Annotated in this window: 27 protein-coding genes; all 27 read right to left on the bottom strand. The window is 39.3% G+C overall.

The annotated features are described in order from the left end of the window. Complete coding sequence (locus tag ACN6OV_RS06010; protein ID WP_427950736.1) at positions 1 to 465, bottom strand: hypothetical protein; 465 nt, start codon at positions 463 to 465, stop codon at positions 1 to 3. Continuing rightward, entirely contained in the window at positions 465 to 1,610 is a 1,146-nt protein-coding gene (locus tag ACN6OV_RS06005) for a phage tail protein (protein WP_427950733.1), read from the bottom strand. Before ACN6OV_RS06005 ends, ACN6OV_RS06010 begins: the two co-directional genes overlap by 1 nt. After that, positions 1,611 to 2,141 (bottom strand): phage tail protein I, encoded by a 531-nt coding sequence (locus ACN6OV_RS06000; protein ID WP_427950732.1) that lies wholly within the window; start codon positions 2,139 to 2,141, stop codon positions 1,611 to 1,613. Continuing rightward, the gene (locus tag ACN6OV_RS05995) at positions 2,138 to 3,055 is read right to left on the bottom strand and encodes a baseplate assembly protein (RefSeq protein ID WP_427950729.1); all 918 of its coding nucleotides are present in this window, start codon (positions 3,053 to 3,055) and stop codon (positions 2,138 to 2,140) included. Before ACN6OV_RS05995 ends, ACN6OV_RS06000 begins: the two co-directional genes overlap by 4 nt. Next, a complete protein-coding gene (locus ACN6OV_RS05990) occupies positions 3,052 to 3,384 on the bottom strand; it encodes a GPW/gp25 family protein (RefSeq protein WP_427950726.1) in 333 nt (110 codons plus the stop codon). Before ACN6OV_RS05990 ends, ACN6OV_RS05995 begins: the two co-directional genes overlap by 4 nt. Positions 3,385 to 3,389: 5 nt before the next feature. After that, the gene (locus ACN6OV_RS05985) at positions 3,390 to 4,025 is read right to left on the bottom strand and encodes a phage baseplate assembly protein V (RefSeq protein WP_427950724.1); all 636 of its coding nucleotides are present in this window, start codon (positions 4,023 to 4,025) and stop codon (positions 3,390 to 3,392) included. Continuing rightward, positions 4,022 to 4,597 carry a hypothetical protein gene (locus ACN6OV_RS05980; RefSeq protein WP_427950721.1) on the bottom strand — a complete coding sequence of 192 codons (576 nt, stop codon included), beginning with the start codon at positions 4,595 to 4,597 and terminating at the stop codon, positions 4,022 to 4,024. The genes ACN6OV_RS05985 and ACN6OV_RS05980 overlap by 4 nt, the downstream gene beginning before the upstream one ends. Continuing rightward, a complete protein-coding gene (locus ACN6OV_RS05975) occupies positions 4,582 to 5,091 on the bottom strand; it encodes a phage tail protein (RefSeq protein ID WP_321104308.1) in 510 nt (169 codons plus the stop codon). Before ACN6OV_RS05975 ends, ACN6OV_RS05980 begins: the two co-directional genes overlap by 16 nt. Beyond that, positions 5,088 to 5,417, bottom strand: a complete 330-nt coding sequence (locus ACN6OV_RS05970) for a head-tail joining protein (protein WP_427950718.1) — start codon at positions 5,415 to 5,417, stop codon at positions 5,088 to 5,090. Before ACN6OV_RS05970 ends, ACN6OV_RS05975 begins: the two co-directional genes overlap by 4 nt. Beyond that, entirely contained in the window at positions 5,417 to 5,725 is a 309-nt protein-coding gene (locus ACN6OV_RS05965; protein WP_427950716.1) for a hypothetical protein, read from the bottom strand. Before ACN6OV_RS05965 ends, ACN6OV_RS05970 begins: the two co-directional genes overlap by 1 nt. Positions 5,726 to 5,770: 45 nt before the next feature. Next, positions 5,771 to 7,759: a phage major capsid protein gene (locus tag ACN6OV_RS05960; protein WP_427950713.1), complete on the bottom strand. Its 1,989-nt coding sequence runs from the start codon at positions 7,757 to 7,759 to the stop codon at positions 5,771 to 5,773. After that, on the bottom strand, positions 7,759 to 9,315 hold the full coding sequence (locus ACN6OV_RS05955; RefSeq protein WP_427950710.1) for a phage portal protein: 1,557 nt from the start codon (positions 9,313 to 9,315) through the stop codon (positions 7,759 to 7,761). Before ACN6OV_RS05955 ends, ACN6OV_RS05960 begins: the two co-directional genes overlap by 1 nt. 3 nt (positions 9,316 to 9,318) lie before the next feature. Continuing rightward, positions 9,319 to 9,864, bottom strand: a complete 546-nt coding sequence (locus ACN6OV_RS05950; RefSeq protein WP_427950708.1) for a hypothetical protein — start codon at positions 9,862 to 9,864, stop codon at positions 9,319 to 9,321. A 121-nt stretch (positions 9,865 to 9,985) separates the two neighbouring features. Next, complete coding sequence (locus ACN6OV_RS05945) at positions 9,986 to 10,606, bottom strand: Ltp family lipoprotein (RefSeq protein WP_427950705.1); 621 nt, start codon at positions 10,604 to 10,606, stop codon at positions 9,986 to 9,988. Positions 10,607 to 10,660: 54 nt separating this feature from the next. Then, complete coding sequence (locus ACN6OV_RS05940) at positions 10,661 to 12,655, bottom strand: phage terminase large subunit family protein (RefSeq protein ID WP_427950702.1); 1,995 nt, start codon at positions 12,653 to 12,655, stop codon at positions 10,661 to 10,663. Next, a complete protein-coding gene (locus ACN6OV_RS05935) occupies positions 12,648 to 13,151 on the bottom strand; it encodes a terminase small subunit (RefSeq protein ID WP_163123699.1) in 504 nt (167 codons plus the stop codon). The genes ACN6OV_RS05940 and ACN6OV_RS05935 overlap by 8 nt, the downstream gene beginning before the upstream one ends. Before the next feature lie 62 nt (positions 13,152 to 13,213). Next, on the bottom strand, positions 13,214 to 13,807 hold the full coding sequence (locus tag ACN6OV_RS05930) for a lysis system i-spanin subunit Rz (RefSeq protein ID WP_427950698.1): 594 nt from the start codon (positions 13,805 to 13,807) through the stop codon (positions 13,214 to 13,216). After that, positions 13,807 to 14,247: a glycoside hydrolase family protein gene (locus ACN6OV_RS05925; protein WP_163123692.1), complete on the bottom strand. Its 441-nt coding sequence runs from the start codon at positions 14,245 to 14,247 to the stop codon at positions 13,807 to 13,809. The genes ACN6OV_RS05930 and ACN6OV_RS05925 overlap by 1 nt, the downstream gene beginning before the upstream one ends. Then, on the bottom strand, positions 14,244 to 14,624 hold the full coding sequence (locus ACN6OV_RS05920) for a hypothetical protein (protein ID WP_427950694.1): 381 nt from the start codon (positions 14,622 to 14,624) through the stop codon (positions 14,244 to 14,246). Before ACN6OV_RS05920 ends, ACN6OV_RS05925 begins: the two co-directional genes overlap by 4 nt. Before the next feature lie 60 nt (positions 14,625 to 14,684). Continuing rightward, on the bottom strand, positions 14,685 to 15,104 hold the full coding sequence (locus tag ACN6OV_RS05915; RefSeq protein WP_427950691.1) for a Mor transcription activator family protein: 420 nt from the start codon (positions 15,102 to 15,104) through the stop codon (positions 14,685 to 14,687). 12 nt (positions 15,105 to 15,116) lie between these two features. Further along, the gene (locus tag ACN6OV_RS05910) at positions 15,117 to 15,554 is read right to left on the bottom strand and encodes a hypothetical protein (protein WP_427950688.1); all 438 of its coding nucleotides are present in this window, start codon (positions 15,552 to 15,554) and stop codon (positions 15,117 to 15,119) included. Next, entirely contained in the window at positions 15,547 to 16,056 is a 510-nt protein-coding gene (locus ACN6OV_RS05905; protein ID WP_427950686.1) for a hypothetical protein, read from the bottom strand. Before ACN6OV_RS05905 ends, ACN6OV_RS05910 begins: the two co-directional genes overlap by 8 nt. A 70-nt stretch (positions 16,057 to 16,126) precedes the next feature. Beyond that, positions 16,127 to 16,372, bottom strand: coding sequence for a hypothetical protein (locus tag ACN6OV_RS05900; protein WP_427950683.1), 246 nt, complete (start codon positions 16,370 to 16,372; stop codon positions 16,127 to 16,129). Continuing rightward, positions 16,369 to 17,052, bottom strand: a complete 684-nt coding sequence (locus tag ACN6OV_RS05895) for a metallophosphoesterase (protein WP_427950681.1) — start codon at positions 17,050 to 17,052, stop codon at positions 16,369 to 16,371. Before ACN6OV_RS05895 ends, ACN6OV_RS05900 begins: the two co-directional genes overlap by 4 nt. Next, the gene (locus tag ACN6OV_RS05890) at positions 17,049 to 17,798 is read right to left on the bottom strand and encodes an ATP-binding protein (RefSeq protein ID WP_427950679.1); all 750 of its coding nucleotides are present in this window, start codon (positions 17,796 to 17,798) and stop codon (positions 17,049 to 17,051) included. Before ACN6OV_RS05890 ends, ACN6OV_RS05895 begins: the two co-directional genes overlap by 4 nt. Further along, the gene (locus ACN6OV_RS05885) at positions 17,795 to 18,679 is read right to left on the bottom strand and encodes a replication protein (protein ID WP_427950677.1); all 885 of its coding nucleotides are present in this window, start codon (positions 18,677 to 18,679) and stop codon (positions 17,795 to 17,797) included. The genes ACN6OV_RS05890 and ACN6OV_RS05885 overlap by 4 nt, the downstream gene beginning before the upstream one ends. Then, positions 18,676 to 19,335, bottom strand: coding sequence for a phage antirepressor KilAC domain-containing protein (locus ACN6OV_RS05880; RefSeq protein ID WP_427950674.1), 660 nt, complete (start codon positions 19,333 to 19,335; stop codon positions 18,676 to 18,678). The genes ACN6OV_RS05885 and ACN6OV_RS05880 overlap by 4 nt, the downstream gene beginning before the upstream one ends. Positions 19,336 to 19,524: the final 189 nt, after the last annotated feature.

Genomic DNA, 19,524 nt, shown 5'->3' with positions numbered 1-19,524 from the left:
CTAAAGAGTTGAAGCCTGTTCCCAAAACTCATCAATATCTAAATCTGTTTTTCCAAGAATATCACGCATAACATCAATGCTGGGGTCTGTACGAACAAAATTAGTAGCTTCTTTAAATCCAAGCATTGTGAGCTCACGTGTGGATTCATCTTCAATCAACATGATTTGAGCTTCAATATCAGAAGACTTAAAGCCCATTTCAAGTAAGCCACGCATAAATTGATAGCGTTTGAGTTTTGGATATTGTGAACGCTTATATGCGAGTTTTTCTTCTTCGGAGCGTGGATCAACCCAGTCTGTACCGTTCCATTCAGTATGAAACTGTGTGAGCTTTGGTGTTTCATGTTTTAAAATTTCAGCATTAGTCATTAATCTGTATTGAGTTAAATCAATCCAATCAACCACATTTACATTGTCTTCAAAGTAACAAACTTCTGATAAATCACTCTTAATATATTTTTGCATTATTTAGATTCCTTTACAGAGATTCCGCCTTCCACATTTAAATATTTATATTTTTCATTTGGATTAACAGGAACACCAATAAATGATGATTTGTAATCTGAGCCATATCTGCTGCAAGACTCCCCAACCTCTATCTGCTCTCCGTTTACCGTTTCGACTTGCACCGCAACTCGTGCTGCATTGTTTCCATTTGCTTTTACTGTAACAGTAAGAAAAATAACTTTAGGTAATGTGTTGGTGTACCAAGTGTTAGCAACTCTTTCCGATGTCACATCTTTCCAAGATTGACCAACCCCAAACATTTGACCATTTAAAACTTTACCCTGTGCAGCAGTTAAAGCTTCAGTCGTACTTGTACTCGTTAAAGTATTGTTAAGCTTTACAGCACCTGCAGCGCTTGTTGATGCAGCAGGAAGTCGCGCAACAGGTACAGTACCACTACTGATTTTAGAACCATCAATTGCAGTTGTTGCAATTGCAATGTTTGCCGAACCATCAAACCCTGTTGCTGTTCCCGTTACAGCTCCTGAAATTGCAATTGTTCTTGCTTCCTTTAGTTTTGTGGCACTAACAGCATTAGAATTTTTATCAAGCTTGTTATCCTGCAAAACTTTCGCTTGTTTTGCAGATACGGGTTTATTTGAATCATTCGTGGTTAAGTCGTCTACGATTTCAGAACGTTTAATAAAGTTTTCTTCTACCCATGCTTGAGATGCATAAATTAACGATTCATCTAACATGATTTCAACAACAGAACCATCTGTTACATTTTGCGTAAATCTAAGTCGATATTCACTTACACCCGATGGGTCTGCAACTTTTTCAAAAGGAGCATGTGAACCATGTGAAATTAACTTTCCATTCGCAATGATTCCCATCTCTCGCACCCAAAACCCACCAATACTGGATGGGATAATCGTTTCAATCACAATCCAATTAGCATTTGTTGCGTGTCGCTCGTATTTAGTGACAGCTTGACGATGAACTTCACGTACTAGAGATGTTCGTGCCTTATTTGGGGTTGGTACTGAACCGTTACCATCTCCAAAAGCAATATGAGTGATATTCAACTTTGTATTTGTGGCAATTGCATTCGCTATTTCAGCGTCACCTAAATTTGTTGTGACATTATAATATTCAGCCATTTATGCCCTCGGCTCACTTGTATACGTTAATGCTGTTTGATGCACAATAATGTTGCGTATCGTTAAAATTGGGTTAATTGTTACGGTAAGGTTTGCTAAATGCCGTGATGCTGCTTTAGATTCAGATACCAATCTATTTATTTCACTGTATGTTTCAGCATTTAAACTTTTGCCAATGACGTTTAGCTCTAAATTAAAAGTACCTGGTACTAAATTAGGTTCTGCCTTAAACCATTCAATTAAAGTCACTTCATAACCAAAAGGTTCTAATGCTTTCTTAATAGCTGTAGGTGTGCCTTTTAAACGATGTAAGTCACGTGATTCTTTAATGACTTTCCGTTTTAAAGCTTCTTGCCAGTTCTCATCCCAATAATCGACTGACTTTTGCCATGCAATAAATGGTAAAAACTGTGATGGAACATGATCAATATCTTTGATGATACGAATTGATGGCAATTCAAAAGCATCAATACCAACTTCAGCAAGCTTTCTTTCTAGATCTGTAGCATTTGGAGGAAGTAAAGTTTTCAAATTACACCTCCAACAGTAATGTTTTTAGCCGTACAGTATGGATGGTGATAACTATCCATCACCAAATCTGCTGTCGGTGAAATAATTTCTACTCGTTCAATACCATCCACGTGCAATGCTGCATAAATTGCAGATAGATAGATACTTTCACCGTTTTTTTTAGCATTTTTAATGTATTTATCTAAACGAAGATTTGCTGCTTCAAGTAACAAAGCATCTTCTGCATTTTTACCGACATATAGAGTCGCTTCAATTTGATAATTCGTCGCTATACTTGAGATAACAATTGGGCGATCACATACAGGACGTACTTCTTCTGGATCAAGAGCAGCTTGCACAATTTGAACGAGTTCTGCTGATGCTTGACCATTTACACTATCAACTTGTGTAATCACAACATCTAGTAAATACGGATTATCTTGTTCTGATCGAACCTTAATACCATCCACACGACCATCAGCGGATAATGTGAAATAGCGGTACGCATTTGCAGATCCAGCCGTATTCATACCATCGAAGGATAAAACACAACGTTCACGCAATCGCTCATCAGATTCATACACAGCTTCAACGGGTGGAATTACCGTGTTATCTGCGGGCGTGACGACTAAGCGTGTTAGCCCGTATTCTGTTAAAGCCAAATGATCTAAATCTGATTTTTCCGCATAAGCAAGCAACAAAGATCTAGCGTCAGCATTACATTTTGCTTGATACAGCATTTCCAGATATGCATTTTCTTGTAGTAACTTCACTACTGGTTCAGATTCTCGTTGTAATAATTCTCGTACTGCTTGCTGTTCAGATGCATCATATAGAGATATAAAACTTTCTTTTCTTTTTGTAAAAATGGCTTCGTAGCTTAATTCTGTGATTAAGCTAGGCGGTAAAAGCTGTGAAAAATCGACTGTACTCATTTGCCCACCACGATTCCGTCCAATTGAACAGTTTTTCCATCAAGTTTGTATTTACCAGTAACTCTTAGAACAATCTGTCCTACCACTGCTCCAGTCACATCTACAGCACTAACCACCAGACGATCTTCCCACTTCATTAATGCTTCAGCTGTTTCTGCAACAATATCAACCACTGTGCTTCTGTTAATTGGTGCATCAATTAACTCAAATAATCGAGAGCCATAATCGCGGCGCATAACACGTGAACCAATCGGAGTATTTAAAATGTCGGCTATGGACTGTTTTAAATGCTCCAATCCTGTTAATTCACGGCCCGTTTCAGCATTCATACCCATTAAACGACACCTCCCGAATTACCACCGCCTGTTTGCACACCACTATGTTTATGGCTTTCACCAATATTTTTACCGTCATGCGTCAACGTACCACCACTCATAGCAACGTTACCTTTTAAGGTTGCAGTTCCACCACTGCCACCCATACTTAATGACTTAGCTACGGTTAAATTTCCTGTACAAACAGTATTAGGTGCATCCATAGTGATTGTTGACTCAGCTTGTATTTGAGCTGTATTGCATCGAATAACGACATGACCACTAGAAGCCGAGGCATCAACGAATAGTGTGTGACTTGATTTGTCATACTCGATAGTTGTGCCATCCGCAAAAACACGCTTCGGATTTTCACTATCACCTACGTTGGGAAAAGCATCTTGAGAAATAGCAAAAGCAATCACACCTTGTGATAGGTCTCCCGATGGAGATAAAACTAAAACCTGCTCACCTTTGGTATAGCCACCATTCCATGATCGATCAGCACCTGCACGATCTTTTGACCATTCTAGATCCGTAACCAACTCACCATCAAAATCAACAGTTGCGGTACCAGCATCAAAATCAACACTGTGTATACGCCCTATCTTTATAAAATTTGCAAGAATACGATCGATCTGTGCTAATGCATAACTCATGGCAGTATCTCCTGATAAGCACTTGAATGAGCGCTACCAATTTCAGGTGACCAACTAAACCATGCTGTAGGCGTTACACCTTCAGATTTCCAAATACTCTCACCAATATGAATAGGTATGGAAAAATCCACACGCCAAACATCGTAGCGATCTAGTCCAGGATAAAATGCATCTTCAGTCACATCTAAAAGAGTTAATGGACCTGTTTTTAACTCATGAAAATGTTTGTTTTTAAATAGGTATTGAGCTAGTTTTAAGGCAAGTGTTCTTACCTTTAATTTTGCAAAAGTTGGATTGTCTTGTTCTTTTTCCATCGCATCAATGACAACTCGTGCTTCAATGCGAGCAAACATAGGCAATTGCTCTGTACCTGCATCTTCTTCCAGATTCAATTCAAAGTCAGGAACCTCAAGCAACAATGCTGGTAAATTTTCTTTTTTTAATGGCGAGCGTTCATTTTCACTTCGATAAAATTCAATCAACTTAAAATCATCTTTAAATTGATCTGAAAGTTTTTTTACAATATTGTCATGCATTGCAACAATATCTGTTCCTTCTATCGCATCTGCCATTTCAATTCATGCTCCAAAACTTTAAAAAATTGCTCTTGGTACCCATTAGAAAAAGCCTGTCCATCTAAATATGAATCTGCTTTTTCTTTAATTTCTAACGTTTGCTTTTCAAGTGGCAAACGCCCTTTTCCTTGTCTTTTAAAAACTTGACCTTTGGCAATAAAAGCACTGTCTCGCTTATGCTTACCAGCAGTCACACCGCGTTTTGTTTCACGCGCATTTAAATGAATAAGTGATATTTCGTTTAAGCCATACCAGAGGTTGATCGTCCAACCTGTATTTGTTTTTTGAATCGTCGTCTTACGCATTCTTCTGCGTAAAACCTTCTGCATAACTTGTAATTCAGCACTCAAACCTTTTACTGTTCTGGTTTGAATCCACTTAGCCATCTTATTTAAAGTGCGGCTTAATGCTGTATTAACTTGTTTTTCCGTAGGCTCTAACTCGGCAATAATTGATTCAATGCCTTGAGCACTAATATCAAGTGAAATCATTCATTCACTTCAAGCTTAAGGATTGACATTCCAGTGCCATCTTGCTGTGGATACGTCATCACATGAAATTTTCGACCATCAGAAAGTAACAAACCATCACCGCGTGCAACACCTTTAACGTCACTTGATTTGCATGTAAAGCGTGGCTGAGCATCATCAACTTCATATTCACCGAGCTGAGCATTTAAATACGGCTCATCAAATATGCCTGTTACTGGCTTATCATCAGATCCATTTGCAAACTGAACCGTTGCAGTAATAGCAAAACCACCTACTGCATCAGTTTGTAGAAAAACTTCTAAATTTTCCCAGCTCGGCGAAGTCATTATTCGTCTGCCGCAGCTGCTTGAATCGCTTCGATTAATGCATCCTTGGTAAGCGATGCATCAAGTTCAATTTCATATTCATGCAGTGCAAATTCAACCAATTGGGCTTTTGTCATTTTAGCCAAATCAATTTCGTCATCTGCCGCCTGGGTAAAATCAGCTTCTTCAACCAACACCCCACGACCACGCGCTAATAAATCTTTTGCAAGATCTTGATCAACTTCAACTTCAGTGCCAGCAACACGAATTTCACCATCAATTGCAACAGCAGAAGTTAAAGCGATAACAACTGTAAGTTTCTTAACCATTTTTATGTGCCTATATAGAGTCTAAAGACAGGTTTGAAACCAGCATTAAGCTGATTTCTTGCCATAGCAAATTGATGCAGTATTGCGAAGAATAAAGTCTACGTCTTGGAAAGCAACCACACGCAGGCCACCAGATGAACTTAGAGAGTACGGGTCAACCGTAATATCAAGCCCCCCCCAAAGTGCGATGATTAAGTCAGCAAAGTTACCGAAGAACACATCACCATTTGCAATTTGATTGGTTACTTCTGTGCGGTAACCATTCATAGTATTGCCTGCTTCCCAGATTGTACTTTCTGTACCAGTTCCAAAACGTGCAGCTGTTTTTGCATGACCACGCATTGCTGAGTTAATTACATACGCCATACGGTCTGCTTCTGCATTATCAGATGCGATTTCAGATTCCATTTGCACTAATTCAGCGAAAGTAGGATTATCCGCAGTAAAATTAACAGCATTGATACCTGAGATATTTTTTAAGCCCAAAGGCTGATTTGTTGTTCCTGTACCGTAATACGCAGCATGATCAAGTTTTAGTGCAATAGAACGGTTTAAATCATTCCAAACTAAATTTTCTGCTGCAGGTGAACTTTGCTGTAAAAGCTTACGTGTAATTTCAACACGACCAGCCACCGTTTTAGGTGATGCTTTTAATTGTGAAGTTACTGGGTTTGAGTTCTGTACTTCAGCAGCCTCTCCTACCCAATATGCTTCTGATGAAGACGTTTGCTTTGGAATATCAATATCACCGACCAAACCGCCCATCACTTGTCCAAGTTGCATAATGGTGGTTCGACTACGAAGCATTTCAACAAACAAATCTGCTCGATGATCTTCAGCAACAAGACTTGCACCGGAGCTTGAAGTACCGCCTTTTTCAAACGCACGGTTTAAAACATCACTCGGCACTAAAATACCTTGTGCAGTACGACCATAAGCTTTTTCAGCTTCACGACTACATTCAAGCTCAAAAGCCGCTGCTTCTTTATCAGCCTGTGTTGCATGCGGTAACATCGCACGAATTGCACGTGATAAGCTGAATTGATTAATTTCAGAATCAGACAAACCAAGGTTACTATCACGCGTCTGTTCGCGTAACGGTTTGCTTTGTTTTTCATGAGTTCGTTCTAGAATTGCAGCTTGCAAATCTGTTGCTGTTTTATTTTCATCAATAAATTGACGAATTAAATCACCTGCACCAAAACGCTCACCTAAAGCAATAATATCGCTTACACGTTTACGCTCAGCTTGTACGCCATGTTGTGCTGTGTCATCAACAGCACGAACCAATTCGATTGCACCAAAACGCTTACCATCTGCATCTACTTGTTGACGTACTTGGTTACCCTTTTCGTCTGTAAAATGTTCCCAATTCATAATCTGTGTTCTCTGCTGATGAGGAATTTGAATATTGTTTATTTTTTCATTTTGCAAATTCGCAGGTACGTTTTCATTATTCACAATTGCAGAACGACCAACACCTACTGCTGTATCTGCTGGAATTGATACAGATGAGATTTCATAAGGTTGCCATTCTGTAATTAAGTACACGTCTTCATTTTCACGTTGCTCTTTTAAAATGGCTTTTTTAATGCTGTACCCAACACTGATGTTTGTGCGAATCAAATCATGAATATCTTGTAATACATCTTCACCACGCGCTGACTTACTTAAGCGTACCAAGGCACGACCTTTACGCTGAGATTGATCTAACCAAGCACTTTCAACCACTCCAACTTGATCGCGTGAGTTATGATCCATTAAGAATGGGGCACGATTAAGCAGGCGTGTGAAATCAATTGCACCTGGACTGTGGTCTAAAATTTCAATACCAAACCAACGACCAACTTCCGTTTCACTTGAAAAAGAAAGCTCAACTGTTCTCTTTTCCATATCTACTTTAAAATCATCTACAACATAATTACGAAGCAAAGTTTCTTTGTTAAAGTCTGGTAGAGGCTTCGTTTGTGATGCGTCACGTGTCAATGATGTACCCGCTAATGCTAAAGCCATATTCATGCGTTTAAGTTTCATTAAATACCTTCCTTCGGACGACCAACCGCCCCTGATTGTTTGCGCCCCATACTGGCAAGTACCATTTCTTCTGCTGTCTCGTCAGAGAATCCTTGATTGATGTATTCATCTTTCATATTTTTTAAATCGCGAGCTGTTTCCGCCCAAACAGTCTGTGGATCTTTACCTTGTTCACGAATGACAGAACCTGGAGAAGTCAGCATGTTATTTTTTGCTTTTTCAGCCGCAGCAACTTCACTAGATGGATCAATCCAAGACCAACGACGTGGTTGCCATGAAACTTTGCTTAAGCGATCAAACTCCATTGCAGAATAAGGTGTGCCGTTTTTCTTTTTGATATAACCTCTCAATAATGAGTATTTCAGCCATTCCATAAAAACAGGCTCAATAAGAGATTCAATTAGCCACTGTTGAAGCTCTTTCCAATGTTCACGCTCATCTAATGTGCCTTGGCGAATACTTGAAAAATTGACGTTTTCCAAATCTGAAGCAAGGTTGTTGTATAAAACCCCCATGCCTGCCGCCATCGATCTAAGCATTGCTTTGTGAAATGGCAAAAACTCACCCGTTGGATAATTTGGAGACCACTCTTTTAATTCTGCACCCTCAGGTAACATCGGGAATTCACCAGCTTGTGATTCAATTTGAATTTCATCATCTTCTTCAAATTTAGGACCGAAACCATCTCGCCACTGAATAAAGCCCATTTTGTTAGCAGAAACACGTGCATTCACAATTGCAGAGTCTTCAAATTCTGAAATTTGATGTAAGCGAAATAAACTTGTAGAAGTCCAAGGCAAGCCACGCTTTTGACCTGTCATTTCTTCTAAAAAGCCATGTATAACGTCTGCTGCTTCAACTCGCGTATAGTTATTTGTGGCCGTGCGATAATGAACATCATCTCCATTTGTGGCACTGAAGTAATAAGCGATAGGCTTCCCATATTCATTGAACTCAATACCCTGACGAATAAAGCGACCATTATTCAACTTTGCGTTGTAATCAACAGGACAACGCTGAGCATCAATAAGCTGTAAAGAGAATCCCCACTCGCTTGCTAAATCGCCCCGAATGATTCTTGCAAAAAATTCACCGTCTTTAGCTGCGGAAACAACACATGAACGTTGAATAGAACGCCACGTTTGAAGATTTCGTATGTCGCAGTTTTTCTTTTTATTCCATTCTAACCATGCAAACTCAATTGCATCATTTGCATGAGAATCAAGTTTCCCATCTGATTTTTTAACTTGCGCCTGCAATGTTACGCCAGTAGGTCCAACAACGTTCTGGTGCACCATTCGTACGAAGTTTTTTGCATAATCATTGTTTGAACATTGCTCACGACTACGTGCCACTAATATTCTTTGACTACGCTCAACAACACGATCTGCATTAATAGGCGTGGATGGCCACTTACTATTTAAACGACTTGTTGCTGCCGCCTTAAATGTACGAACCATATTTCGGTAAAGTTTTCTAGGCTTACTGACAACCACATCTTTAAGCTCTGCCACATGTGGTGTTCTAAGCTGCTCTTCTTTTTTAAATCCAAACATAAGCTACCCCAAACGCACACGTAATGATTTACCAAACATACTTTTGCCAGCAAGTTTTGCTTCTTCACGGCTGACTTCAGCTCGATACTGATCACGTAGTTTCTTTAAAGTTTCTAGTGGTGTTCGATATAGTTCACGGTTGTTAATTCTGTATCGCTCTTGGTCAAGACTTGCACGCCCTTCGATGGTTGCTTCAATTGCATCTAATGTTTTACGTGCATGGCTTCTTAAATCGTGGCTCGTAGATACCGTTGCTAAATCTGCTTTAATTTCAATAGCACCAGCTTCAAGTTCATCTACTTCACCAGATTCAGTGTGAATTGCTCGAAGTGAATAACCGTAATGACCTGCTTTATATTCTCTTGTGACTAGAGCGGAAATATTGAATATATGCATATTGCCCTGTGGCTCTGACTGCATATCAATTGCATGAGCACCACGTAAATAGGCGTGAATTATCCAATTGGAGGCGGGGTAAGCAGTCAAATTCAAACTAAATTTAAACGTGGTACCTGCTTTGATTTGGTTTGGAAATTGCTGACCACTCATGTATTTTTAACCAAAAATGCGTGTTTTCTTGGTTTTATCATCATTTTTTAAGTGGTTTTTTTCATTATTCACAATTGTAAAAGCCGCCTAAAAAGGCGGCTTTTTCTAAGAAAAATCTAATTTAAGAGCAAGCACCTGCTTGTTGGGCTCCATAAGTTGCTTGATCCTTTGTATATTTATCACCAGCACTCGATGAAAGTTGATCAATCAATCCCTTACAAGAGAAACCTGTCATTTCTAAATAACGCTTTGCAGAAAGGGCAGCTTGTTCATCCCAATCAACGCTTAGACTATCTACAGCAATTGTTGCATCGGCTTTATCATAACCATCACCAGCACTAGATGATAATTGATCAATTAAGCCATTACGTGAAAAGCTAGAAAATGAAAGGTACTGCTTTGCAGATCTAATTGCATTTAATTGTGGGCTTGTAAAGCTTTGTTCTGCCTCAGCCACCTTTTTTGGCTCAACAGCTTCAATAGTCTCTGTTACTTGTTCAGTTTTCACAGGTGTTACTTGCTCAACTCCTTTATTCTCAACAACGCTTACTGATTGTTGTTTTTGCTCATCTGACATTGTTATATTAAAAAGCAACCCTGAAATAATCATTGCAGAAAAAAATATTAAAAAAACTTTCCCTCTTGTTTTTAATTTAACAATACTAGGTTTAATCAAGCCTATAATCAGTAAAATAAAAAAAACAACATTTAATAGCGCAAAAACCCCATTTAAAATAGCCATACATTCCCTATTCAGTACAGTTTAAAAATAAACCAATACTGTAACAAAATTTAATCACTTTTTATTACCAAATATCCTCTTTTTCTTAATAACTGTATTCTTGATAGCTGGCATGACTATTTTTGCTTGTGGCTTTTTAACAACCTTACGTTTAACAACAGTTTTAGGCTTAGATTCGGTATTCTCTTTATTTTCAATCACAGGTTGATCTGACACATCTATTGATACACGCTCAGCTACACGCTTTAAATTCGGCTGCATAATTTTTAAAGCAGCCAAAGCATATACACGACAATCCAGTGCTTCATTTCGTGCACGATCAGGTTTGTGCCACTCACGAATTGGCTGTCCTTTGACATAGCGAATAATCAATTTTTCAGCCGTTAATTGTCTATACCATTCACTTTCTCGGTCATGCGGAAAGTGACAATAACCAGGTCCTTTCTTTTCTAAATCTAAACGGCGCATTACAGTAAGTTTTGCTTCATCTACACCCACAATAAATAAATCAACTTTCCGTTTATCTTTGCCTGTTTGCTTACGCTGTGGACTTTGCACAATTGGCATGCCCCAACCTGCACGCCCTTTAATTGCAAATAATTTTCTATTTCTACGGCTTTTTACATATTCATAGGCACGTTGTGTATAGCCAGCTGTACCACCTGTATCTAAACATGCGGCAGAAATACTAAGTTGAGCACCAGATTCATGTAAATATGTAGCTTCAAGTATATCGTCTAACTCTTCCCAAATTTCGTCACCAAGGGGATCACCCCAAAGTACACGGTAATCAATAGACCAACTTTCCTCACCAACTCCCCAAGCAACAATCTCAAGCTCTAAACGATCCATCTGCATATCAATACCGCACGTTAAATACACACCTGCGTTAGGCACACGTGCGACATATTCTTCGGCACGTAATTGGAGTACTTCAGGATCTGCCTTATCACCATTTTCTTCGTACGTTTCACCTAGTGATACGTTTACAAATACTTGCAAATCATCAAGTGCCAACTTATCCAAATAAGACTGCACAATGTCACGCATTTTACGAAATGTAGAAAGCATCTCTGGTGCATGAAAACTAACATGACCCTTAAATGGTTTTTCTGCTTTCCAACCATGGCCAAGCTTTTCAGCATTACGAATTGAAGCAATACGTTCACCATCTGACCATACTTCACCACAGCATTCACATTTATAACCTGCTGTCTCAACATCATGCTCTTGATCTAAATCTTCTTTAGCATCTTGAATATTGGTAGATTTACGCCCCTGCCAAGTGACATTTTCCCATCGCAAGAATTGAGCTTCACCGCAATGTGGACAAGGTACATAATAGCGACGCATATCCCCTTGCTTAAATGCATTTTCAACACGACTCGCACCTGCAATTGTAGGTGTACTTGATTCTGTTCTTAGTGCTTGATCTCCAAATGTTGCAGAACGCTGAGCAAGTAATTCAATTGGATCACCTTCTGCCGTTGCCTCCATACCGTCAATTTCATCTGCATGTGTAATTGGTGCAGAACGTGAGCGTAATGTCTTTGGAGAGCCTGCCCATGAAAACATCAACCAACCACCAACGTAAGAGATCATGCGACTGTTATTCACACCGTCACGGCTACGTGGCTTGGCCATCTTTTGTGAAATAGATTTATTCGCTTCAATCATTGGACGAAGCTTTGTTTCTAAAAATGTTTGTACGTCGCCTTGTGTCGGCTGTACGAATATTTGTGATTTAGGCTCATGAGCAATGAAATAACCTGTCGCACATTGCTGAATAGTAGTTTTACCAAGCTGTGCGCCTGTCATGTAAGTTACACGACGTACCCCATATTCTTTGATGGCATCAATCATCCCTCGTTGATATGGTGCATTATCAAAATTAATAGGGCCTGGTATCGCATTACCAACAGGGATCTTAATATTTTTTTCTGCCCACTTACTTGGCAGAATATCTGGTGGCGGTACCAGATGATGCATAGAGCGTTTTACAGCATCAAGAACAGATCCATAATTACTGAATATAGAAAGATCACTCAATCTCTTCCTCCTCCAGCTCTTCTTCAGCTGAAGTTTCAAGTGCTAAGATCAGCTCAGCTTTTAATTTTTCTTTAAATGTACGCTCGTCCGTTTCACCTAATAATTGTAAAACGGCACGTTGTGGCACATTCATAATATTTGCACGTATAGCAGCGAATACCATAGATTGAGCACGTTCAAATTCCGCAATTAAAGCCACTTCACCTTTTTTTTCAGCAAGCTCCAATTCAGCAAGTTCAGTTTCTGCTTTTTGTTTCCGAAGCTTAAGCTCGTCCATATCATCTGGAATATCGCCTGTTGCGCGATCAACTGCTTCGTCTTGTAGCCATGATGAAATTTGGGCTGTATTAAACTTCCATTCTTGCCCTTTTCCATGACCACGGACTACTACTGGACAACCTTTTTTCACCCATGAATCTACTGTTGTTAAGGCAACACCAAAAACATCTGCAAGCCCTGCTCTACTTACGTTTTGACCCTTTACAGCATTCGTCATGACAAGACATCATCCAAACCTATTTATATTTGAGAAGTAGTAGTATGTTGTGATTTTGAAATTCACGCAGATATGAAAACCTGCGAGGTCTTTGCCCCCGCTTGGGGTGCCCCTCTGGAAGTACCTTGGGAAACTATTTTATTTGGGATATTAGATATATCGGTCTGACCGTTACAAAGCTCTCTGTCTTGCTTGATGAGAGCTTGAGCACTCTTGAGTTGCTCTGCTACGGCGTCTGCTCTTGTGGCATACCGAATAAGAAACTCGACATCTCTGTCGTGAAGTCCGCCTGTTGTGGTTGCATGATTGCCGCTGGTGCTGTTGGCAGTGCTGGACACATCGGGACATTGCTTGGCTTTAAGTGAGTCGCGCAACCTGAGGTTGTTATCGTGATACTCATTAATAAGATTCGTTTCATTGTCCTTCATTTCCTTAAGTTTTTCAAGATACTTAGACTCAAGACCCTCTTGTATTTTGTAACTTTGTCGCTCTCTATCAAGCGCTGTGCTAACTTGAGTTTCCAGCGTACGAATTGTTTCTTCATAAGCTTCAATTTTATTATTCTCAGCGCTGTTATAACCATAGTCATAACAACACCAGCCAATAAAGGTAGCCAGTAGTACAAAGCCAATAACGATAATGAGTCTGATATTCATCACATCCCCGACTTAAATTGCCATACACCTGTACGCATTTGTTCTGACATTCGTTTTGCACGTGCTGGTGTTTGCTTCGCCCATAATGAATTCAGCATACCTTTCGCAGCATCCGAATAACGACCAGACTGAATCATATTTAATGTGTTTTTAAAACCTAATAATCCGTCTACACCCATCTGAAATGCCATGTTTACCAACACCCCACGGCGTGCTTCATCGAGTGTCTCCCACCACGAAATACGCTTATCCAATTGTTCAACGATCTTATCGATATCGTTATTCAGTAAATAAGCGGACTCTTCTTTAGTGATGCCCCCACCTTTACGTTTATCTATTAAACGACCAACACCAATCGTTGAGTAACCCAAATGATCTTTGTACTCTGTAAGTACTTCACCTTCTTCACCACGTAACGAACGAATTAAATTTCCTTTCATTTTTTACTACCTCCCTTCCATTTTTTAAGCATGTCGATAAAGAAGTCTTTAAAGCTAACCTCCTTATAAGCACCCGATTTAATCCAAGCGAAAAGCTCTTGAAAGATCAAACCACCTAAAGCACCGGTTAAGAAACCAATACCTCCAGCATGTGTTGGAGCCAAATCAAAATAATGCATGATTAGTGAAGTAAGGTAATGAGCTGAAAATGCCCCCGATAGCAAGAAGAAAAGATAATCACCAAGTGTCTTTAATTGCTCTTTGTTGTATCTAGTAGCCACTATTGCCCCCACTAAACCTGCAATCCAATACTGCATTACATTTAGAGAGTCACTTAGGAATTTAAGTATAGCGACCCACCATTCGTTTCCACCCATTGCACAAATGCCTGCGATAATTTTTTTTATTGTTGAGTATCACAATGGAGTTTTCATTATTCACAATTTAAAAGTCATCTGCTGAGTGTTTAATTCCGCTTCATAGATTCTTGATACAATTCGTTCAGTCACATTAAAAATATTTGCAAGCTCTTGAATACCCAAACCGCTTTTAATCATTTGACGGATACCATTATCTCGTGCTTTCAGAATGAGCTGTTTGCATTGAGCTAATACAAGCAACTCTCCCCCGAATTCTTTAGAAAGTTTTTCTGCATCTGGATAACCAAGAGTTTTTACAAGAAAGTGATTCATTTCGAGTCTTTTCAGTTTTGGCACATAAAGAAGTAATTGTCCCTGTCCTGCACGTTTTTCTGTTTTGTATCGTGGGCATTGGCTAACAAGATAAAGTGCATTATGTCGACCAATGACCTCAGCAATACTTCTTAAATCACCTTTCAAATCACCAATACTTTCCATATCAAATCCTATCTAGTGTTTAGCTATACGGCGAAAAACCAACATTGCTGCATCACGAGCATGCTCGTTTGTACGACCTGACCAGCCTGTTCTTTTTTTAAATACATCTGCTTTTGTTTTAGTTGCGTTTGCTTTTGGATGGATCATGATGTAATTCAAATCTTGTTCTTTACACCAAGATTCCCAAATTTGAGCATCACGCTTAACAGATCCAACGCCTTGTGCTTTTTCTCTCCCACCAGTAAACCAAGTTCTCAATCTGGCATCTTCAATATAAAGTTTTAGATTTTCCTTTCCATGCTCAGCTACCAATTCATTAATGTTAGTCATAGCCTGAGTAATGGACACACACTCAACTTTTTGCAGTTCGCCACCATTGCCACTATCTATAGCAACGGCAAAACCTGTGTTTACTCCTGTATCTATGCCAATGAGTATTTTGTTATTCATGCTCACCTCGCAAAGCTTCTTCTAATAACTCAATTTGACGATCCACTTGTGGGCAATCAGAATTAAGATCAAATTCGCTTCGTAAGCTTTTGACTAGGTTTTTAAACCCCGCCTTTTCCGCTTTGAGTTTTTCAATCTCCTTTTCTTTCTTGAAGCAACTAAATTCAAGTGAATCAGGATTGCTTATGAGCATTGCACCATATTCAGCAGTACGTTCAACCTGTGCCCAATAGCTATGCGCCCACTTAGTTTTTTCAGCATTCGTATTTACTAACGCATGAACCAGTGCTGTGTTTTTAGCTTTAAGCTGATCGATTTCGGATTGTTTAGACTGCTCTCTGCTTAACCAAGCAAACCATGCAAATGTGCGACAGTAATCATTACCGCCAGCACGGTGATATTGCCCCTCGCTCCCCCACCATTGATCAAATTCTTTAGCCCATATTTCTTGTTGATCTAGTTCGGCTTGGGTGTATGGCACTACGTTCTCAAACTCACTCATCGCCCTTCCCCTGCTTCATTCGCTTCTTGAGATTGCTCTTGTAAGAGTTCTTCTTCTAAGTCGTGATGTGTCATACCGCCACCCAAAATAATTGTTTCGCTTTGTCTGTCGCTTTAAATCCCAATGGCTTGCATCCATCTGAAATTAAGTAGCCTTCCTTAACCAACTGTCTTGAAATCACGTTTGCAGAAAATCTTGATAAACCTGTCCATTCAGCAATATCCATCGTGCTAAATCGCCCTTTGCTTTGAATCGCATTTCTTAAAACGTGTACAATTTTTTCTGTTTGCTTTACGGCGCTGAATTGCTTTTTCATGCTGACACCTCAAACTCACTTAAATCCAAAACAGCTAATCGTCCGTAAAAACATGACCCAACATCGATGTAATAGCAGTTGTCACGCTTACATATCTGATTAACAACTGTGTGCCCCATGAAAACAGCATCTACACCTGAAACGTGGGTATATTGCTTATTGTCTGTATCTAGTCGATCTCTGCCCCACATTGCCACTTGTGCAGGATCCCGAAATGCTGATATTCCTCGTGAGTGGTTAAAGTCCTCCCAATTATTTTGCTCAACATGACCATGAACAAACCCAAACTTCTTGCCGTGGTGAGTCACCTCTAAAGCAATTGGTAATTCAGCAAACACTTTGGCGATGTTGTACATAGCTTGACTATCAAGCATGTAAAACCAATCACCACCATTTCCAATATGGCAACGCTTGTAAGATTCATCATGCAAACCACCAATACATAAATCCTCATGATTGCCACGTACCGATGTAAACCATGGCCTTGAAAGCAACTCAACACATTTAATGTTTTGTGATCCACGATCTACCAAATCACCAACTGCAACAAGCAGATCATTTTCAAAGTCAAAACCTTTGGCATTGAGCGTATTCATAAGTAAGGTGTAACAACCATGAATATCACCAACTACCCAGAGTTTCCCCTTGATTTCTTTATCCCAAACTTTGACTAGACTCACACCCCACCCCCAACTCTTGAATCATTCCAATTACATTCAACAATCGTTAAACCGTCATGCTGAAAACGAGACCAAAGACGATCACCTAAATCTTTTTGAAGCTCATCAATCGTCATATTTGAAATAAGCATCGTCGCTTTTTTTTCGTCATAACGTGAATACAAAACCTTGTGAACTAACTGCAATCGATTTTCATGACGATCATGCAAACCGTATTCATCAAGAATTAATAAATCGTATTCAGTAAAGCGATGTATTGCACTGGCTTCGCTGTCATCGGCTTTTTTCCAAGCATTGGCTATCTCATTCGCCATATCTTCAGAAGTGATATAACGAGCGTATTTACGATCATTCAATACGTTTTTCGCCACCGAACATGACAAATGTGTTTTCCCTGTTCCAGTGCGCCCAACCATAATCAAGTTACGATTCATACCGTTGTTAATATCTTTTGCGAAAGTTGAGCACTGAGTTAAAGCGATCTGCTGACCATTGTTTTTCACTTGGTAATTTCTAAATCCGCTTTGTGCATGGCGACTTGGTAACATTGCACCTGCAAAGTGTTTTTCACGTACCGCTTGATTCTTTTCTGCTTCGTGTTCCACATGAACCTGTTTCATAAATTCTTTGGCACATGATTTACAAACAACACGACCAAATAAATTTACTTTTAACTCGATGTGCTTATCGCAGAGCTCTTGTGCTGGTTGAGCAGTGGCATTCAAAATTGATGGCATAGAGTTCATATCATCCCCTTCAAATCAACTTCACCTGTTGCAGGTGCGTATTGCTGTTCAGCGCCCCATGCATCGTTGACGTTACGGCTTGGGATTTGCTTAGGTGGGTGTGTGGGTGAAGATTGCTTAGGTGGATAAACACTCTGGTAACTTCCAACGATTGAGTTTTCCAAAGCAGTGTTTGCTTGTTCACCAAAACTAGTAAGTTTTTTCACCAGGATGTTTACTGCGTTTTCAGTAAGTGGTTTACGAATTGATTTACGCATTTCAACAAACTGAACCCACAAATCACGATTTACGTTTTCAGGTAATTCAATCGAATGAGCATCGAATAAATTCTGCTGATCTGCTTTTGGTTTTTCAGCCTTAGGATTTTCAGAAACACGTTCACTTTTTTTATTTATTTTTTTATTTTGTATAGTTGTTTTTGATAGTTGTTTTTGTGTGTAAAAATTTTTTACTAGTAGAGGTAAAATATTTTTACTAGCGTAGTTAAAATTTTTTACTAGCAGTGGTAAAACTTTTTTACTAGCAGAATCATCTTTTTTAGCCAAATTTTCATCTAGTAAAATATCTTTACTAGGAAAATTCATCACTAAATTTACACTTGAATCATCACCTAATTTATAAGTTTTGCCATGGAATGTACTTGGCTTTTCAACCACAAGACCGAACTTAATAAGCTCACGTAAGCACTTAATGATTGTAGGGCGACTTTTGCCAGTAAATAGTTCGAATTGAGTTAGAGAGATAGAATCCATCTCTTTACCCCAACCACGTGTTTTACGGCAAATAAGCAAATAGAGCTTTGTTGATGCATCTGATATTTGACACATAACATCATCAACAAAAGCATTTGGCACTTGAAAGCTATTCGGAATAAAACTCATGCTGCTACCCCTTCACTTACAAGCTTTTCAATTACCCATGCTTCACCTTTAGTTGTGAACATTGGCTGAGAATGACCAGTAGTTGTTTGCTTTAATTCACCTAAGCCTTGATCTTCAAACCATGTGTTAAATACACGACTGCGTTTATGAGCTTTGTTATAAACACGAAAGTTATCCAGAATGCGGTTAAGTGCTACAGCTGACATACGAAGCTTCGATGCTACTTGTGTTGCTGTTAAAAGATGGTCCTTAGCAACCACGGCGTCGTAATGAGCAACCTTTGGTGCAGCAAGTTCTAATTGCTTGGCTTGATCTGCTGCTAACTGAAGTGCCTCAGCGAATGATTGAGGAATTTGATTTTGGTTTTCGAGTTCATACCAACGTTTAACAAGTGCTGCTGTAAATTCAGGGCAAAGTTGTGCAACCACGGTAATTGAATCTAATTTCCCTTTTTCACCTGAGAAAATATAAAGCTTAGGGGTTACACCATTAGGGGCTTTAATCCCATCCCCCATTGGGGGTTGTGCTATTACGCCACGCTCAACCAACCTTTCAATTGATTGTTTCACCTTGTCATGACGTGATTGAACAAGCTCAGAAATATCTAGGCTTGTCATACTCTTTTGATTGTGTTTGAATTGTGTCATCATATTCATGTTCATTTCCTTCTGTAGTTTTTGAACAACCGAAAAAGCCTGATCTCGTAAATCAGGCTTTTTCTTTTTGCTTTGATGAAATGTATCTTTCAGCTTGTTTACTTAAAGCTGCATCCGCAGCAGTTGCACATTCGATAATTCTTTGAAAAATAATGTGTGCTTCTTCGTACTCTTGAGGAGTTACGATGT

It is taken from the genome of Acinetobacter sp. (genome assembly GCF_050285345.1).
GTDB lineage: Bacteria > Pseudomonadota > Gammaproteobacteria > Pseudomonadales > Moraxellaceae > Acinetobacter.
This window is presented reverse-complemented; position numbering and strand designations above follow the sequence as displayed.

Coding starts and splice junctions, on each gene's coding strand:
- ACN6OV_RS06010 (WP_427950736.1), bottom strand. CDS start 465: ATGCAAAAATATATTAAGAGTGATTTATCAGAAGTTTGTTACTTTGAA.
- ACN6OV_RS06005 (WP_427950733.1), bottom strand. CDS start 1,610: ATGGCTGAATATTATAATGTCACAACAAATTTAGGTGACGCTGAAATA.
- ACN6OV_RS05995 (WP_427950729.1), bottom strand. CDS start 3,055: ATGAGTACAGTCGATTTTTCACAGCTTTTACCGCCTAGCTTAATCACA.
- ACN6OV_RS05990 (WP_427950726.1), bottom strand. CDS start 3,384: ATGAATGCTGAAACGGGCCGTGAATTAACAGGATTGGAGCATTTAAAA.
- ACN6OV_RS05985 (WP_427950724.1), bottom strand. CDS start 4,025: ATGAGTTATGCATTAGCACAGATCGATCGTATTCTTGCAAATTTTATA.
- ACN6OV_RS05980 (WP_427950721.1), bottom strand. CDS start 4,597: ATGGCAGATGCGATAGAAGGAACAGATATTGTTGCAATGCATGACAAT.
- ACN6OV_RS05975 (WP_321104308.1), bottom strand. CDS start 5,091: ATGATTTCACTTGATATTAGTGCTCAAGGCATTGAATCAATTATTGCC.
- ACN6OV_RS05970 (WP_427950718.1), bottom strand. CDS start 5,417: ATGACTTCGCCGAGCTGGGAAAATTTAGAAGTTTTTCTACAAACTGAT.
- ACN6OV_RS05965 (WP_427950716.1), bottom strand. CDS start 5,725: ATGGTTAAGAAACTTACAGTTGTTATCGCTTTAACTTCTGCTGTTGCA.
- ACN6OV_RS05960 (WP_427950713.1), bottom strand. CDS start 7,759: ATGAAACTTAAACGCATGAATATGGCTTTAGCATTAGCGGGTACATCA.
- ACN6OV_RS05955 (WP_427950710.1), bottom strand. CDS start 9,315: ATGTTTGGATTTAAAAAAGAAGAGCAGCTTAGAACACCACATGTGGCA.
- ACN6OV_RS05950 (WP_427950708.1), bottom strand. CDS start 9,864: ATGAGTGGTCAGCAATTTCCAAACCAAATCAAAGCAGGTACCACGTTT.
- ACN6OV_RS05945 (WP_427950705.1), bottom strand. CDS start 10,606: ATGGCTATTTTAAATGGGGTTTTTGCGCTATTAAATGTTGTTTTTTTT.
- ACN6OV_RS05935 (WP_163123699.1), bottom strand. CDS start 13,151: ATGACGAATGCTGTAAAGGGTCAAAACGTAAGTAGAGCAGGGCTTGCA.
- ACN6OV_RS05930 (WP_427950698.1), bottom strand. CDS start 13,807: ATGAATATCAGACTCATTATCGTTATTGGCTTTGTACTACTGGCTACC.
- ACN6OV_RS05925 (WP_163123692.1), bottom strand. CDS start 14,247: ATGAAAGGAAATTTAATTCGTTCGTTACGTGGTGAAGAAGGTGAAGTA.
- ACN6OV_RS05920 (WP_427950694.1), bottom strand. CDS start 14,624: ATGGGTGGAAACGAATGGTGGGTCGCTATACTTAAATTCCTAAGTGAC.
- ACN6OV_RS05915 (WP_427950691.1), bottom strand. CDS start 15,104: ATGGAAAGTATTGGTGATTTGAAAGGTGATTTAAGAAGTATTGCTGAG.
- ACN6OV_RS05910 (WP_427950688.1), bottom strand. CDS start 15,554: ATGAATAACAAAATACTCATTGGCATAGATACAGGAGTAAACACAGGT.
- ACN6OV_RS05905 (WP_427950686.1), bottom strand. CDS start 16,056: ATGAGTGAGTTTGAGAACGTAGTGCCATACACCCAAGCCGAACTAGAT.
- ACN6OV_RS05900 (WP_427950683.1), bottom strand. CDS start 16,372: ATGAAAAAGCAATTCAGCGCCGTAAAGCAAACAGAAAAAATTGTACAC.
- ACN6OV_RS05890 (WP_427950679.1), bottom strand. CDS start 17,798: ATGAACTCTATGCCATCAATTTTGAATGCCACTGCTCAACCAGCACAA.
- ACN6OV_RS05885 (WP_427950677.1), bottom strand. CDS start 18,679: ATGAGTTTTATTCCGAATAGCTTTCAAGTGCCAAATGCTTTTGTTGAT.
- ACN6OV_RS05880 (WP_427950674.1), bottom strand. CDS start 19,335: ATGAATATGATGACACAATTCAAACACAATCAAAAGAGTATGACAAGC.